Consider the following 16,397-nt stretch of genomic DNA (forward strand, 5'->3'; position numbering starts at 1 on the left):
CCGGCCGCCTAAAATTAAATCCGCAGCGCCTGGCCGCCGGCGATTTGCGCCAGCATGCGCTGGCTGATGCGCTCCAGCTCCACCACCTCATTGACGCCGCCGCTGGCTATCGCCTCACGCGGCATGCCGAACACCACGCAGCTGGCTTCGCTCTGCGCCAGGGTATAGGCCCCGGCACGGTGCATTTCCAACATCCCCGCGGCGCCGTCGTTGCCCATGCCGGTAAGGATCACCCCCAACGCATTGCGGCCGGCAAACTGTGCGACCGAACGGAACAGCACGTCCACCGACGGACGGTGGCGATTGACCGGCGGGCCGTCTTGCAGCTTCACCTGATAGTTGGCGCCGCTGCGCGCCAGTTCCAGGTGCCGGTCACCCGGCGCAATGTAGGCGTGGCCCGGCAGTACCCGTTCGCCGTCTTCGGCTTCCTTTACCGTGATCTGGCACAGCTTGTTCAGCCGTTCGGCAAACGAACGGGTAAAGCCCGGCGGCATATGTTGGGTAATCAGCAGCGCCGGGCTGGTGGCCGGCAGCGGTTGCAGCACCTGACGGATCGCTTCCGTGCCGCCGGTCGATGCGCCGATGGCGATCAGTTTTTCACTGCTCAACAGCAGCGTATGGCTGAGAATGGCCGGCGTCGGTGCAGTGGAGCGTTGCGGCAACCGCGCTTTGGCGGCGGTGCGGATCTTCTCGGCGATCAGTTCGCTGTAGGCCAGCATTCCTTCGCGAATACCCAACTGCGGTTTGGTGACGAAGTCCACCGCCCCCAGCTCCAGCGCGCGCAAGGTAATTTCCGAGCCCTTACCGGTCAGCGAGGACACCATCACCACCGGCATCGGCCGCAAGCGCATCAGTTTCTCGAGGAAATCCAGCCCGTCCATGCGCGGCATTTCAACGTCCAGCGTCAATACCTGCGGGTTGAATTTTTTGATCAGGTCGCGCGCCACCAAGGGGTCAGGCGCGGTCGCCACCATCTCCATATCGGGGTGGCTGTTGACAATTTCGGTCATCAGTTGTCGCATCAATGCCGAATCATCTACGCTTAATACGCTGATTTTATTCATTACCTCTCCCTGGTCAGGCCATATACGGTCTGGCCACGCAAGTAGAAATCGCGGCTGATCTGGCTGAAGTTTTCGGAATGACCGGCAAACATCAACCCTCCCGGCTTCAGCAGGGGTACAAACCGCCGCAGGATGCGTTCCTGGGTTGCCTTATCGAAATAGATCATCACGTTGCGACAGAAAATGGCGTCAAACTGCCCCGGCAGCGTCCATTCCGGCGCCAGCAGATTCAGCGGTTGAAAGCTCACCCGCGCCGCCAGTTCCGGTCGTACCCTTACCAGTCCCTGGTGCGGTCCGGTGCCGCGCAGGAAATAGCGCTGCATCTGACCTGGCGTCAGGGTTCGCAAATCTTCCTGCCGGTAGACGCCCGCTTCGGCTTTCTCCAGCACCTGGGTATCAATGTCGCTGGCCCATACCTGGCAACTGGCGGCGCGCTGCCCCAGTGCTTCGCTCAACGTAATGGCGATCGAATAGGGTTCTTCGCCGGTCGATGCGGCAGTGCTCCAGACGCGGTAGCCGTTTGGCCGTGCGCGTGCATGTTCCGCCAAAATCGGGAAGTGATGCGCCTCGCGGAAAAAGGCCGTCAGGTTGGTGGTCAGCGCATTGATGAACGCCTGCCATTCGGCGCTGTTCGGATCGCTTTCCAACAGCGCCAGATAGTCGCCAAAGTCATGCAGCCCCAACAGACGCAGGCGGCGTACCAGGCGGTTGTAGACCATCTCGCGCTTGTGGGCCGCCAGCACGATGCCGGCACGCTGATAGATCAGCTGGCTGATACGGCGAAAATGAACGTCCGACAGCGGCAGTCGCTGCGCCATCTGGAGCAATAATGGGCTTTGCGGAGACGATGATGTCATATCGCCCCACCCGATCGTTTCAGTCTCATGCTTGTTGACAATCTGCGTGTTCCTTTACCTCAACGGCAACGCTTTGCTGATGGCTGTCTGCTACGCTGAAGTTGTCGTCCGCCAGGCGGAAAACCGCAACCGCATCCGCCAGCGTGATCGCCTGCTCCTCCAGCGCGGCGGCGGCTGAAGCGGCCTCCTCCACCAGAGCGGCGTTCTGCTGCGTTACCTGATCCATCTGGGTTACCGCCTGCGTAACCTGCTCAATACCACGGCTTTGCTCATCCGACGCGGAGGCGATTTCGCCCATGATATCGGTCACCCGTGTTACCGAATGCACGATGTCCTGCATCGTCGAGCCGGAGTTTTCAACCAGCGTCGATCCCTGCTTGACCCGACTGACCGATTCATCGATCAGGCTTTTTATTTCTTTTGCCGCCTGTGCGCTACGCTGCGCCAGATTGCGCACCTCGCCGGCCACCACCGCAAAGCCACGCCCCTGCTCGCCGGCGCGCGCCGCCTCCACCGCCGCATTGAGCGCCAGAATATTGGTCTGGAAGGCAATACCGTCGATTACGCTGGTAATGGCGCCAATCTTCTGCGAACTGCTGGCGATATCATGCATGGTGGTCACCACGTCGCTGGCCAGTTCACCGCCCTTGGCGGCGGTGGCGGACGCCTCGCGCGCCAGCTGTGAAGCCTGGCGGGCATTGTCGGCATTCTGTTTTACCGTGGCGGTCAGCTGTTCCATGCTGGCGGCGGTTTGTTCCAGCGAGGCGGCCTGCTGTTCGGTGCGCGACGACAGATCGTTGTTACCCTCCGAAATTTCCTGCAAGCCAATCAGGATCGACTCCGCGCCTTCACGCACCGCCCCCACCGTACCGATAAGCGACTGCTGCATCGTTTGCAGACTGCCAAACAGCAGGCTGATTTCATTGCGTCCATAAACCTGGATCGGCGCGGCCAGATCGCCGCTGGCGATGCGTTCAAAGTGGGCACGCATGATCTCCAGCGGCTGCACCAGCATGCGGCGCAGCCACCACATTGCGCTGCCGGTGACCGCGATCAGCATCAGCACCGCGCCCACCACCAGCCAGATCGCATAGGCGTACGAGCGCTGGTTGGCCTCTCTGGCCTGCTCGATGCTGTCATTAACCCCTTGCAGATATTGCACGAACTCGGCTTCGAACAGGTCCTGGGTCTTTTGCGTCGGCTGATCCATAAAGGCTTGCAGGTTGTTATTCTCAAGGAAACCGATCAGCTCACGCAGCGCGCTGCGTAATTGGTCATAGCTGGCTTGGGTATGTTCAGTCAGTTGCCGCTCCCGATCGCTGACGCGCGGCACCGCCAGAAACTGATTGAAATAGAGATCGGCCTTTTGCAACGAGCTGCGCGCATTGCCCATCAACAGGTTGACCTGCTCTTGCGGCACCTTCAGCGCCGCGCGGGTTCCGGCGCGGTTCAGGGTATTGCGCGCCTGCAACAGGGCAACCCAGCTCAGGCTGAGCGCATCGCGCTGCTGGCTGCCCAGGGTAATGATAGTGAGATTCTGGTTATCGGAACGGAAAGCGCTATACGACAGGCCGGTGCTGATCAACTGCATCACGCAAAAAGTCAGCAGCAACAGGAACAGACTGGTAGAGATACGGATTCGGTTGAACACAGTAAACCTCCTTGCAGCCGGCCGCAGCCAGCACGGAAAAAGGGGCGACCCCGGCTCCACGTCCTTCGTTTGATCAACGAAGCGCAGACAGGGTCACCCAATACCGGTTTTAGAACGTTTCCCAGTTATCTTGCAGATCGCTGGCGTTCGCTTTCTTATGGTTAGTGCCTGGGGGAACGATTTTGCCGGCGACAGGGGTTTTGAACTCCTCCTGTCCGGTTGGCTGTAGACGGAACACCGCCACCGACTGCGTCAACAGGCTGGCCTGTTCTTCCAGTGCCGCAGCGGCGGAGGCGGATTCCTCAACCAGCGAGGCGTTCTGCTGGGTTACGCGGTCCATTTCGGCCACCGCCTGACCGACCTGATCGATGCCACGGCTCTGTTCATCGGACGCCGAGGCGATTTCCCCCATGATATCGGTGACACGCGTTACCGCATTGACAATGTCACCCATGGTTTCACCGGCGCTTTCCACCAGAACCGACCCCATGTCAACGCGGCTGACGGAGTCTTCGATCAGGCCTTTGATTTCTTTCGCCGCCTGCGCGCTGCGCTGCGCCAGGTTACGCACTTCACCGGCCACCACCGCGAAGCCGCGACCCTGTTCACCGGCGCGCGCCGCTTCTACCGCCGCGTTGAGCGCCAGAATATTGGTTTGGAAGGCAATACCGTCAATTACACCGGTAATGTCGGCGATTTTCTGCGAACTTCCGGCAATGTCATGCATGGTTTGCACCACGTTTGCCACCACCTTGCCACCTTTCTGCGCGGTTTCCGACGCGCTCAGCGCCAGTTGGCTGGCCTGACGGGCATTTTCGGCGTTCTGTTTTACCGTGGCGGTCAGCTGTTCCATGCTGGCGGCGGTTTCTTCCAGCGACGCAGCCTGCTGTTCGGTGCGTGACGACAGATCGTTGTTACCGGCGGCAATTTCCGACGCGCCGCTATAGATGGCATCTGCCCCCTGACGCACGCCGCTGACGGTGTCCGCCAATTCGCTCTGCATGTGTTTCAGACTGGCGGCCAGCACGCCCATTTCATTACGGCTGGTGACGTCGATGCTGTGCGTCAAATCACCGGCGGCAATAAACCTGATGTGCTCGATAATGCGATTCAGCGGACGCACCAGAATGTGATGGATGCCGCTCCACACCAGAACGATCGCCGCCAGCACCACCAGCAACACCACCGCCAGGGTCCAACTGGCCGAGGTAAAGGAACGGTTGCTGTCTTCTACCGCGCTTTGATACAGCGTGTCGTTCTGCGTGAGGTAGGTTTTATAGACCTGCTCGAAACCGTCCTGATAGCGCTGCGTCGGCTGGTCAAAGAAGGCGTTGATTTTGCCCTGCTCCAACAGTTGGATCAGTTCCGCCAACGCGCCGTGCAGGATCGCGTACTGCTGTTTGAGCTGCTCGGCGGATTGCGCATCCTGTCGCGCGTCGCGCGGGATTTTTTCATACGCGGCGTAGCGCTGCTCCGCCACCGCCAGAGCACCTTTGGCGAAGGTCAGCAGTTCTGTTACCGTCGAGCCGCTGCCGATCTTGTTGGCATCCATCATGTAGCGAATACCCGCGCGGTTCAGGGTATTACGGGTCTGCAGCAGCGAAACCCAGCTACCATTCAGCTCCGACTGCTGCTGACGAATGGTCTGCAGCACGGTAAAGTTTTCCTTGTCACTCTTGAGCGAGGAAAAAAAGAGCCCGCCTGAAATCAGTTGCAAGGCGCCAAATAACACCAACACCAGCAGCAGGCTGGTGACCACCTTCATACGATTAAACATGTTTTCCCTTCTTGTAAGCCCGCACGGACAGGCTCTGAGTTCGTTGACTGTCAACGTTATCGGCGCAACGGAAGAGAACTTTATGGTTGGCGGCAACTATTTTGGCGGCAGCGGGCCGGAAATGACGGGCGCACAGCACTGCGCCCGTGAGGGAGAGTCAGAGGTTTTTCGCCACGCTGTCCACCAGAGACATCTCTTCGCTGCTGAGCAGTTTTTCGATGTCGACCAGGATCAGCATGCGTTCACCCAACGACCCCAGACCGGTGAGATATTCGGTCGCCAGCGTAACGGCGAATTCCGGTGCCGGGCGAATCTGGTCTGCGGTCAGCGACAGCACGTCAGACACGCCATCCACTACAATGCCCACCACCCGCTGACCAAAGTTGAGCACGATGACCACGGTGTTTTCGTCGTAGCTGACGCCCTGCTGCGCGAACTTTACCCGCAGATCGATAATCGGCACGATCACGCCGCGCAGATTGGTTACGCCCTTGATAAACGCCGGTGTGTTGGCGATGCGCGTCACCTGATCGTAACCACGGATTTCCTGCACTTTGAGAATATCGATGCCATATTCTTCATTGCCGAGCGTAAAGATCAGAAATTCCTGTCCTACCGTTTCGCCAGCCAGTTTGCTGACGGTTGCCAATCCTGCCATGTTGTATGCCTCTAATTCAGTCAATCAATCGTTAAGCAGCGGTGTCCGCCAACAGCTTTTCGCGGTTAAGGGTCTGCAGCGCCGATACGTCGACAATCAGCGCCACGCTGCCGTCGCCCAAAATGGTGGCGGCGGAAATGCCCGGCACTTTGCGGTAATTGCTTTCCAGGTTTTTCACCACCACCTGATGTTGGCCGATCAACTGATCCACCAATAGCGCATAACGGCGTCCCGCGCTTTGCAAGATCACCACGATGCCCTGAGTGGCTTCGGTTTTCGCCCCGGCCACGTCAAACACCCGATACAGTTCCACCAGCGGCAGGTACTCGCCGCGCACCTGCAATACCCGCTCGCCGCCGGCCATCGGGTGCAGATCCTCGGCCTGCGGCTGCAACGATTCCATCACCGCGTTCAGCGGCAAAATAAACACTTCGTCGTTCACCTTGACCGACATGCCGTCAAGGATCGCCAGCGTCAGCGGCAACAGAATGCGGATCGCCGTGCCCTTGCCCGCTTGTGAATGAATTTCAACGTGGCCACCCATTTCCTGAATGTTTCGCTTCACCACGTCCATACCGACGCCGCGACCTGAGACGTCGGTAACCTGTTCGGCAGTAGAAAAACCGGGCGCGAAGATCAGCATGCCGACCTCTTCGTCGCTCATGTTGTCGTTGACCAGCAGCCCCTGTGATGCGGCCTTGGCCAGAATCTTCTGCCGATTGAGGCCGGCACCGTCATCGGTCACTTCGATACAGATGTTGCCGCCCTGATGTTCCGCCGACAGCACCAGATTACCGACCGCCGACTTGCCCGCCGCCTCGCGCGTTGCCGGATCCTCAATGCCATGGTCCAGACTGTTACGCACCAGGTGAGTCAACGGATCGATAATCCGCTCGATCAGGCTTTTATCCAGTTCGGTAGAGCTGCCCTGCAGGGTCAGTTCCACCTGTTTATCCAGCTTGCCGGCCAGATCGCGCACCAGGCGCGGGAAACGGCTGAACACATATTCCATCGGCATCATGCGGATCGACATCACCGACTCCTGCAAGTCACGCGCATTGCGTTCCAACTGGCTCATGCTGTTTAGCAGATCGCCATGGGCAACCGGATCCAGAGTGTCGGAGCGTTGCGCCAGCATTGACTGGGTGATCACCAGCTCACCGACCAGGTTGATCAGTTGATCGACCTTTTCGACCGCCACGCGGATACTGGTGGACTCACTGGCTTTGGCCCGCGCTTTTGGCGCTTCGACGACGGCCGGGGCGCTCGGTTTTATCAGCGGCGCCGGTTCTGGCGCGGCATTCGGCGCCGGTGGTCGCTCGGTAGCTGCCGGGTTAAAGGCAATCTGCTCCGGTTCCAGCACGAAGCACAGCACGGCGCTGATGTCATCTGCGCTGGCGGAAGTCAACAGCGTGACCGCCAGGCTGTTCTCACCCGGCTGCGAGTGTTTCACCTCCCCCAGATTGCCAAGCTCTTCCAGCATTAGCGGTATTTCGTTTGGCTTCAGGCCGCTCAAGACGATGCGCAGGCCGCCCTCAACGGCCGCAGGCGCCGCTGCCGCCAGCGCTTCGCCAACCGATGCCGTGGTGGGCGCCTGTTGCTGCGCGTCTAACGCCAGCTGCCGCAGCGCCTGGCAAATGTATTCAAAGCTGTCGGTGTCAGGTTGTTGCGACGTTTTATAGGCGTCCAGTTGCTCCTGCATAATGTCTTTGGTTTCCAGAAACAGGTTGATAATGTCGGTGCTCAGGTCCATTTCCTGACGCCGCGCGCTGTCCAGCAGGTTCTCCAGCAGATGCGTGGTTTCCTGCAATACCGCAAAGCCGAAGGTCGCCGCCCCGCCCTTGATCGAATGCGCAGCGCGGAAAATGGCGTTCAACGGTTCGATGTCCGGCGCAAGCGGATCCAGCTCCAGCAGATGTTGCTCCATATCGGCCAGCAGCTCGTCTGCCTCATCAAAAAAAGTCTGATAAAACGCGCTAATATCCATGCTCACGGGGGTTACCTCTGCGGTGAGTCGCTGTTAGTCGAAGGCATCGCTGCCGGCGCGGCAGGAATGGCGGCGGTTGGCGCAACCGTTGCGGCCGGGGCGACGCTGGCCGGCGCGATGACAGCCGGTTTCAGCTGTTTCAGCGCTTCCGGGGCGCCAATGTCGGTGGCGTTGCTTTCCGCATTTTCATGTTCAATGCCCTGCTGGGTTTGCTTGTTCAAGACCAGGATGGTAATGCGACGATTAATCGCGTCATCCGCGCCGTGCTGTTTCAAACTCATGGTCGCAGCCATGCCTACCACGCGCAGCACCTTGCCCTCCGACAGCCCGCCGGCAATCAGCTCACGCCGTGACGCATTGGCGCGGTCCGCCGACAGTTCCCAGTTGCTGTAATAGCGTTCGCCGGTGGCATAGGGCAGATCGTCGGTATGACCGGACAGGCTGATTTTGTTCGGCAAGTCGTTGAGGATCGGCGCTATCGCCCGCAGAATGTCACGCATGTAACTTTCCACCTGCGCACTGCCGGTGGTAAACATTGGCCGATTCTGGCTATCTATAATCTGAATGCGCAGCCCTTCATCCATCATGTTGATCAGTAAATGCGGGCGCAGCGCCTTGAGACGCGGATCCGATTCAATCAGCTCATCGAGACGTTCGCGCAGCTTGTTGAGACGCAGTTCTTCGGCCTGTTTTTCCGGCGAGTCGAGCTGTTTTCTCACCAACCCCTCCAACTGCGTCGGGTCGTCGCCGCCGCCGGGGATCGGGCTACTTTCAGAGCTGCTTTTATTGCCGGTGGTCAATGCAACCTTGAGCGGGGTGCGAAAATATTCGGCGATCTGCGTCAACTCCTGCGGGCTGGCTATCGCCAGCAACCACATCACCAGAAAAAAGGCCATCATCGCCGTCATAAAATCGGCATAGGCGATTTTCCACGATCCGCCGTGATGAGCCACCTGATGCGCCTTGCGTTTACGCACCAAAATGACCGGGTGATTCTGCTTCATGCCTGCTCTTCTTCCGCGGCCGTTTGCGCCGGCGCTTTCACCCGGCGAACATGCTCTTCCAGTTCGACAAAGGAAGGCCGCTCGGTGGTATAAAGCGTTTTACGGCCAAATTCGACGGCGATTTGCGGCGCATAACCGTTCAGGCTGGACAGCAGAGTAACCTTGATGCACTGCATCATCTTGACGTTTTCCGCGCTCTTTTGCCGCAGCAGCGTCGCCAACGGCGAAATAAACCCGTAGGCCAGCAGAATCCCCAGGAACGTGCCCACCATCGCATTGGCGATCAGCGCGCCCAGTTCCGCCGCCGGTCGGTCGGCGGAAGCCAGCGCATGCACCACGCCCATCACCGCCGCCACAATGCCAAACGCCGGCAATGAATCGCCGACCATCGCCAGACTGCCTGCCGGCACCTCACTTTCCTGTTCGAAAGTTTCGATCTCTTCATCCATCAGCGCTTCGATTTCGAATGCGTTCATGTTGCCGCTCACCATCAGCCGTAAGTAGTCGGTAATAAATTCCACCAGATGGTTATCGGCAAGAATGCGCGGATAATTAGAAAAAATTTCACTTTCCTGCGGGTTATCGATATCGAACTCCAACGACAGCATGCCCTGCTGACGCGATTTGGCCAGCAAACGGAACAGCAAGGCCATCAGATCCATATACAATTCTTTGCTGTATTTGGAGCGACGCATCAGTTTTGGCAAGGCACGCAGCGTGGACTTGATGGCTTTGCCGTTATTGCCGACGATGAACGCCCCAACGCCGGCACCGCCGATAATCAGAAATTCAGCCGGCTGATAAAGCGCCCCAAGGTGGCCGCCGACGATCATATAGCCGCCAAATACCGCACCCAATACCACCAGATAACCCAAAATAACTAACACACGCATTCCTTAAATTGACAATGTGGATGGAAGGTGGGGTAAACGCACGACGCAAGCGTAACGGCGCAGCAGGCTGCGCCTCGGTGGATCGGTTGGCCGATCCCTACGATTGAAGAGCGTTGTTGTTGCTGTCAGCCAGGACTGCGCCTGGCCTAGATCGCGCGTTTAACCTGTTCGTCCAGCTGTTGTGGAGTACTATCGGCCGGTTGCGGCAAAAGTTTACGTCTTTTTACTGCGCGGGATGGGGGCTGGCACAAACTGCAGACAAAACTGTTCAGCGGTTGATGCGCATGGGTGATAAACGTACCGCCGCAGCAACTGCAGGCAGACAGTTGCAGCATGCCGCTGTCGACAAAGCGAACCAGCGTCCAGGCACGGGTCAGCGCCAGCAGCGGCGCTTCGCCCGGCTGTTCCGGGCACTGTTCCAGATACAGCCGATACGCCTTGATCACCGCCTCGACGCCGGTGCACTGGCCGCTTTTCAGCAAAAACAGATAGGCGTTGTAAAACATGGAGGAATGAATGTTTTGTTCCCACGTCATAAACCAGTCGGTGGAAAACGGCAGCATGCCTTTTGGTGGCGGACTGCCACGCAACTCCTTGTAAAGTTTGATCAAACGCCCGCGACTGAGCTGCGTTTCGCTTTCCAGCATTTGCAAACGCGCACCCAGGGTGATCAGCTCCATGGCAAGCTGTATGTCTTTGGCTTCCTGAACAATACTTTTCTCTACCATTATCAGGCTCTTTTCTTCGTCGCGCTTGCGTCTTTGCCGGACAGCTCTTGCAGTAAATGGCTTGATAACAAAATCCCGGTGTGGATTTGTTGCAGGTCGTCCACGCGCGACTCTTTGGTGAGGTGCGCGATGGTATTGTGATCGTTGAAACGGAAGTGGCAAACCAGTTGATTGGTTTCCGCCAGTTTGACCATTTGCGGTAAGGTCAGCTGCGACAGAGCATCCGCCATGGTCTCGTCGATCCCCAGGCGGAACATTGCCGATGCTTTTTCGTCATTAATCAAACGCTGTGCTAAAAGTAAATATGACAGGTTGATGTCATAAATATGCTTAAGTAATTCAGACGTACCCATATTCCCCATCCCGACAGACTATGTTTAAAAACATACGCTGGGTGATAAATTTATCGCCCGTGACCTGGGAGTGTTCCCAAAGTTGGCAAATGAATCCCTGATTGCCGGCCAAGAAACTCTTTGCCGTTTTAACTTATTCGGACCGTCATTCAGTAATTGATACGTACATAAGCAACGTGTACGGATGTACAGCATTGTGCTTCGATAGTGTTTATTCACCATGAAACTATTTTTACAAAATTAATAAGATTATTCCTAAAGCAGCGCAACTCTACCCCCGAACCATTAGCACATACAATGTAACTAGCAGGCAATTTTAAATACAATGTGACACTGATCACAAAAATAAAAAATATTTAAGCCAAATATCGGCAATATTGCGTGATTTTTACGCTGAATTACGTCTAAAAATTGGCCACAGGTAAAAAAACGTCTTAAAAACAACGTTTATAAGCCCAAAAATTATCGTTTTTAGATCAATTCGAACAAAAGCATTACCAAACCAAAATCACAGAACAAAAATCTGCGAATATCGCACAATGACAGGATAAATAACCAGTTAGCTAACAATAATATCGCAATTAAGAAAAATAACACACAGAAACTATAAGCATTTGAAATATTCGGACAGCGGCAGAAATGGCTGGAAGCTGTGTTTTAAATTTCATCGCAGGGCGTTATCCGGTTAACCAGGTAGCGATTAGGTCACCAACAAGAAAACAGAGGTAACGAGTTGTGTCAGCGCAAAAAAACGCAAGTTGGTTATTTGCGGATAAAAAGTCGGCTAAAACGGATTATCGGCAAATTTATTTAGAACTTTAATTTTTGTCAGCACTTTTTGTTTACCGGCGGCAGTGAGAATATTTATGGGTAAAATTCCGATACCGTTGCTCATTTGTTCGTCAAATAAAACACAGTTTCGCTTTGCTTATACTTTGGCGTAAATCAGCCCGCTCTCACCCTGGCTAATTGCGGTTAATCGCCAACGACCGGCGGTGACAGCGAACGGCGTAACATTCACCTAATGTCAGCACCATCGGTGATAATCTCCGCATCAACTGCCTCAACGTCGCTATTGCACCGAGTACCATTGCCGCGATGAGCGGCTCGCTTTCGACATCGGACTTTCCCGAATTTGGTGGCAGACGGCGGGAGTAGCATTGCTGATAACGCACTTGCAGATTATTATTTTCAGGTTAGTCGCAGGGGCAGAGCCTATTTTCACTCCAGCGCGGCACTTTTTTAAATACCGTTCTTACGTCGTCATCACCTGGCGAACAGCGCGACGGCTGCGCCAGAGGTGATGTTTTTATTTGGCCCTTCCCTTAATAGGCTATATTTCACTCATGACCAATACCGCTGATTATCTCATGACCTTCCGCAAGTGCTCGACGCTGGACAGCCTGGAAAAAGTCTATGATAAACTTAACTATTCTATTAATAACGATCTGGAAATGAGCAACATGTACCGCGCTGCCGACCACCGTCGCGCTGAATTGGTTGCTGGCAAATTGTTCGATTTGGGGAAAGTGCCAAAAACGCTGTGGGCACAAGTGCTCTAATAGAGACGATTACGCGCGAAAATAACGTTAACCTTACTGGCTATATCTGCCTTGTTGCGGGAAATTATTGCCGCGCGTGATGCAACACACATTTATTCGTACCGCCACGTTCTACCCTTTTGACAGGATAAACGGAATGGAGGTGATACATGACCTATCACAACGTCCTGGTCGCGGTCGCCGTTGCCGCCGACAGTCATCGTTTGGTGGAAAAAGCCGTTGCTATCGTTCGCCCCTACCACGGAAAAATCACGCTGCTGAGCATGATCGCCAACCCGGAAATCTACAACAGTTTTGCCGGCCCGATGCTGGGCGATTTGCGCAGCCTGATGGAAGAGGAAACGCAGCTGTTTATGGAAACGCTGCGCAATCAAGCCGATTACCCGATTGCCGACACCTTGATTTTACAAGGCGAGCTCGGCGATAGCCTGCAGTACGCCAGCCAACGGCACCCTTTTGACCTGGTGATTTGCGGTAACCACAGCGACAGCATAATGAACAAAATCGCCTGTTCTGCGGCGCGCTTTGTCGATACCAGCCAGATAGACGTCCTGATCGTTCCGCTGTAACCGACGCCATGACGTTTGAGCATCTTACGCGCCCTATTGAACGGCGGTATTGACTAGACTGAGAGTTACACATCCTCAGTCCAGGAGCATCAGATGTCTCAACAGTCCCAGTATAACCGCCGTATCGTTTTGGCTTCTCGTCCCCACGGCGAACCCACCCCCGAGAACCTGCGGCTGGAAACGGTAGAGATACCGCAACCGGCAGAGGGACAGGTTTTGCTGCGCACGGTATACCTGTCGCTCGATCCCTATATGCGCGGCCGCATGAGCGACGCCCCATCCTATGCATCGCCTGTCGAGGTTGGCGAAGTGATGGTAGCCGGCGCAGTGTCGCGCGTGGTGAGTTCCAAACATGCCGACTTTGCCGTCGGCGACTGGGTACTGGGCGCTACCGGTTGGCAAGATTATGCCCTGACCGACGGCAAGGACGTGCGCAACCTTGGCGCTCGGTTATCCCACCCTTCGCGCATGCTGGGCGTATTGGGCATGCCGGGTTTTACCGCCTATATGGGGCTGCTGGATATCGGTCAGCCTCAAACGGGGGAAACCGTGGTCGTTGCCGCAGCCAGCGGCGCGGTAGGCTCGGTTGTCGGTCAGGTGGCGAAGCTGAAAGGCTGCCGCGTGGTTGGCATTGCCGGCGGAGCAGAAAAGTGCCGCTACGTACGTGAAGAATTAGGATTTGATGACTGTATCGACCACCGTGCCGACGACTTCGCCGATCGGTTGGCGAAAGCTTGCCACCAGGGCATTGACGTTTATTACGAAAACGTCGGCGGCGCGGTTTTTGACGCCGTGATGCCGCTACTGAACGCCAAGGCGCGCATTCCGGTCTGCGGGATTATCGCGCAGTACAACGCTACCGGCCTGCCGGATGGACCGGACCGGCTCCCCATGCTGCAAGCGCTGATCCTGCGTAAACGGATCCGCATGCAGGGTTTTATCATCTTCGACGACTACGCCCCGCGCTATGGTGAATTCCTGCAACAGATGGCTCCCTGGGTCGAACAGGGCAAAATCAAATTCCGTGAAGATATCGTCGACGGGCTGGAAAATGCGCCGCAAGCCTTTATTGGCTTATTAAAAGGTAAAAACTTCGGCAAGTTGGTGATCCGCGTAGCGCAAGAGTAATCGCCCCTCCTTACCCTCACAGGGCGCAGCCTGCTGCGTCCTGTCCCTGCCTCTCGCCGCTTTGCGTGCCCCGGCCCCGGTTGATAAAAGATACCGCTCGGATTTCGCCTCAAATCCATTAACAATAATGATCGTTACATTCAGCTTCGAGCCGGCATGCGGCGTACGCAATTTCCGCCATCCCCGTCCGGTCAGTGTCACAAAAAATCAGCACTCCAATAAGAATCCTCCTAATTCATATTCATATAATTCATCTATATGTTTTCATTCACACAATGAATGGTAAGGACAAAAAAAAGCCAGCCACTTAATTTTCGTTAAAAAATAGTTTTTATTTAAGTAGCTTAGCCGATGTTCATCATTCATATGAATTGGTATTACCATTTTCATTTACCATACACGTAGTTATTAAGTGGATATTTAACTCACTGTTTATATTGCTTAAAAAAATAAAATTACTTACCTTAGCCATAACATAACGAAAAAGTGACGCAGGTTTTGCAATTGCGGACGGCTATTGTAGACTGCTGCCAAACCTCTACATGTGTAAACTTTGTTAAATATTTAGTCAGCCACTGTCTGTTTTTATGTCAGATACGCCCTCGGGATCGTGCGTCAATCTCGTGCGGTAGCCATGGCTAAAACCAAGAGATAGTATGAAATTCCTTAACATTGTTGCCTGCGGAGGGTGTGATCATAGCGCGACAGCCATTGCCTCTGATGTCACGGAATATCACGACAGCCTACCGGTAATCGTCACCAAACAGTTAAGCTGGCGTAATGACACTGACACACAACTTTGCTGAGACAACAACGCATCCCCACCAGCGTCACTGCTGAGCGGATTGATCCCGGGTTCGGCGGGAGGCCGCAGGCGTGATAATGCGGTTCCCCACTATTCGGTAGTGGTTTTTTGCAATTTTTCGCCGTTTTGGTTTCATTTCGGGAAGGTGCCCTCACCGCCCTTTACCGGCAGCCTCGCCGCCGGTCGTATTCATCTGCTGTGACGTAGCCTGATATCTATTAAAGCGAAAAACGGGATTGTTTTTGAGCGGTACAGCGTGTCTGTTCGCGGGTATCCACAGGAAGCCTTACACACACAATGAAAGTCGTAAAACCGTTGCGCCTGAACGTGCGCCCACGTCCTGCCGGTCGGCAAGGACCTTACCCTCTGAGATTCTCTGTTTTGGCTCCGACCACTACGGAGGTTGCCCCGCGCCTGCACTCCGCGCTCGCGCAGTGTCATTACGCCGCCGATGGCATACACACCCCCACCTTTGCCACTCTATGCACGGAACGCGTCGTTCAGCATCACCCGTTACCCCAGCGTCAACACGCCAATCCCCCCCACACGACGAAAACCCACCGCAATATGCCAGCAAATGTCGTTGGCGACCGCCGTTGGCGGCGTGTGCTGCCAGCACCTGCGGTTTGCCCAGCCCTGATGTCTTTGCACTGGTGTCCTACCGGCGGCTGTTTACGCGCCAACGACACCAGTCCAAAGGCATTGACTCACGGCAACGCCGATCGCCAGCCAGATAAACAACCACTGCGCTTTCGTCCGCCAGGCGCGCCGCACTGATGTGCCTACAAGCGTCAGCGGCAAGCCCTCGACACACAGCGATTTTTGTCAAAAACAAAACAGATAGAGGATAAGGACATTGTGAAAACCCGGATTACGATGACACTGCTTTCCGCCCTGGTATTGGCCGGCTGTTCCACCCCACCGCCACCACCACCGGTGATCAACAATGACACTCTGGTCACCAGCGAAGTCAACGGCGTGCAGCTGCAACACCGTGTAGCCGTCAGCGCGCCAAAACAGTTCACGCCAATCAATGAGGAATACCGCAGCCTGTACGGTGCCAGCGTCATGAGCCAACCGGGTTATAACGGTGAAATCGTCAGCCAGCTCGATAACGCAGCGCCGTTTTATGTGCTGGGCGCGGTGGAAGGTGACTGGCTGGCCATTTCCGCCATCCGCGGCGGCAATCTGATCGGCTACATCCAGCGCAATGCCGGCGTGCCCGAGAAAAAGTACAAATCTACGTTGCGTAAGGATTTGCCGCGCCGCGCTCGCGCCGCCAAACAGGATTGCGTCAAGGTCGGCGGCGATAGCAAGGCCTGCAAGGATGCCAACTCGGCCACCTGGATTATCCAGTAACC

Annotated in this window: 14 protein-coding genes; 4 read left to right on the forward strand and 10 right to left on the reverse strand. The window is 55.8% G+C overall.

Translation table 11 applies throughout. The features are described 5' to 3' along the window. Positions 1–14: 14 nt before the first annotated feature. The 10 genes from AC2AXP_RS09405 to flhD form a co-directional block, all read right to left on the reverse strand. Positions 15–1,064 (reverse strand): protein-glutamate methylesterase/protein-glutamine glutaminase, encoded by a 1,050-nt coding sequence (locus AC2AXP_RS09405; RefSeq protein ID WP_484381587.1) that lies wholly within the window; start codon positions 1,062–1,064, stop codon positions 15–17. After that, entirely contained in the window at positions 1,064–1,921 is an 858-nt protein-coding gene (cheR, locus tag AC2AXP_RS09410) for a protein-glutamate O-methyltransferase CheR (protein ID WP_273871402.1), read from the reverse strand. The genes AC2AXP_RS09405 and cheR overlap by 1 nt, the downstream gene beginning before the upstream one ends. Before the next feature lie 25 nt (positions 1,922–1,946). Next, a complete protein-coding gene (locus AC2AXP_RS09415; protein ID WP_039991973.1) occupies positions 1,947–3,572 on the reverse strand; it encodes a methyl-accepting chemotaxis protein in 1,626 nt (541 codons plus the stop codon). Between the two features lie 109 nt (positions 3,573–3,681). Further along, positions 3,682–5,349, reverse strand: a complete 1,668-nt coding sequence (gene tsr, locus AC2AXP_RS09420; protein WP_039991971.1) for a methyl-accepting chemotaxis protein — start codon at positions 5,347–5,349, stop codon at positions 3,682–3,684. Between the two features lie 157 nt (positions 5,350–5,506). Then, positions 5,507–6,007, reverse strand: a complete 501-nt coding sequence (cheW, locus tag AC2AXP_RS09425) for a chemotaxis protein CheW (RefSeq protein WP_004961423.1) — start codon at positions 6,005–6,007, stop codon at positions 5,507–5,509. Between the two features lie 31 nt (positions 6,008–6,038). After that, positions 6,039–8,000 (reverse strand): chemotaxis protein CheA, encoded by a 1,962-nt coding sequence (gene cheA, locus AC2AXP_RS09430; protein ID WP_371901756.1) that lies wholly within the window; start codon positions 7,998–8,000, stop codon positions 6,039–6,041. A 5-nt stretch (positions 8,001–8,005) separates the two neighbouring features. Then, a complete protein-coding gene (gene motB / locus AC2AXP_RS09435) occupies positions 8,006–8,998 on the reverse strand; it encodes a flagellar motor protein MotB (RefSeq protein WP_004961416.1) in 993 nt (330 codons plus the stop codon). Beyond that, a complete protein-coding gene (motA, locus tag AC2AXP_RS09440; RefSeq protein ID WP_484381588.1) occupies positions 8,995–9,885 on the reverse strand; it encodes a flagellar motor stator protein MotA in 891 nt (296 codons plus the stop codon). The genes motB and motA overlap by 4 nt, the downstream gene beginning before the upstream one ends. A 152-nt stretch (positions 9,886–10,037) precedes the next feature. Further along, the gene (gene flhC, locus AC2AXP_RS09445) at positions 10,038–10,619 is read right to left on the reverse strand and encodes a flagellar transcriptional regulator FlhC (RefSeq protein WP_004961410.1); all 582 of its coding nucleotides are present in this window, start codon (positions 10,617–10,619) and stop codon (positions 10,038–10,040) included. 2 nt (positions 10,620–10,621) lie between these two features. Then, positions 10,622–10,972, reverse strand: coding sequence for a flagellar transcriptional regulator FlhD (gene flhD / locus AC2AXP_RS09450; RefSeq protein WP_039991968.1), 351 nt, complete (start codon positions 10,970–10,972; stop codon positions 10,622–10,624). A 1,346-nt stretch (positions 10,973–12,318) separates the two neighbouring features. On the opposite strand from flhD, the gene ydgT reads away from it, so the two are divergent. From ydgT to tagV, 4 genes are all read left to right on the forward strand, one after another. Further along, entirely contained in the window at positions 12,319–12,534 is a 216-nt protein-coding gene (ydgT, locus tag AC2AXP_RS09455) for a transcription modulator YdgT (RefSeq protein ID WP_004961406.1), read from the forward strand. 149 nt (positions 12,535–12,683) lie between these two features. Further along, entirely contained in the window at positions 12,684–13,103 is a 420-nt protein-coding gene (uspC, locus tag AC2AXP_RS09460; protein WP_004961402.1) for a universal stress protein UspC, read from the forward strand. A gap of 93 nt (positions 13,104–13,196) precedes the next feature. Continuing rightward, positions 13,197–14,231: an NADP-dependent oxidoreductase gene (locus AC2AXP_RS09465; protein ID WP_484381589.1), complete on the forward strand. Its 1,035-nt coding sequence runs from the start codon at positions 13,197–13,199 to the stop codon at positions 14,229–14,231. A 1,663-nt stretch (positions 14,232–15,894) separates the two neighbouring features. Further along, on the forward strand, positions 15,895–16,395 hold the full coding sequence (gene tagV, locus AC2AXP_RS09470) for a type VI secretion system accessory protein TagV (RefSeq protein ID WP_081445078.1): 501 nt from the start codon (positions 15,895–15,897) through the stop codon (positions 16,393–16,395). The last annotated feature ends 2 nt before the right edge of the window (positions 16,396–16,397 follow it).

The sequence above is a fragment of the Serratia sp. Sp408 genome (assembly GCF_057180665.1).

Coding starts and splice junctions, on each gene's coding strand:
- AC2AXP_RS09465 (WP_484381589.1), top strand. CDS start 13,197: ATGTCTCAACAGTCCCAGTATAACCGCCGTATCGTTTTGGCTTCTCGT.
- flhD (WP_039991968.1), bottom strand. CDS start 10,972: ATGGGTACGTCTGAATTACTTAAGCATATTTATGACATCAACCTGTCA.
- motB (WP_004961416.1), bottom strand. CDS start 8,998: ATGAAGCAGAATCACCCGGTCATTTTGGTGCGTAAACGCAAGGCGCAT.
- uspC (WP_004961402.1), top strand. CDS start 12,684: ATGACCTATCACAACGTCCTGGTCGCGGTCGCCGTTGCCGCCGACAGT.
- ydgT (WP_004961406.1), top strand. CDS start 12,319: ATGACCAATACCGCTGATTATCTCATGACCTTCCGCAAGTGCTCGACG.
- flhC (WP_004961410.1), bottom strand. CDS start 10,619: ATGGTAGAGAAAAGTATTGTTCAGGAAGCCAAAGACATACAGCTTGCC.
- cheR (WP_273871402.1), bottom strand. CDS start 1,921: ATGACATCATCGTCTCCGCAAAGCCCATTATTGCTCCAGATGGCGCAG.
- tsr (WP_039991971.1), bottom strand. CDS start 5,349: ATGTTTAATCGTATGAAGGTGGTCACCAGCCTGCTGCTGGTGTTGGTG.
- cheW (WP_004961423.1), bottom strand. CDS start 6,007: ATGGCAGGATTGGCAACCGTCAGCAAACTGGCTGGCGAAACGGTAGGA.
- AC2AXP_RS09405 (WP_484381587.1), bottom strand. CDS start 1,064: ATGAATAAAATCAGCGTATTAAGCGTAGATGATTCGGCATTGATGCGA.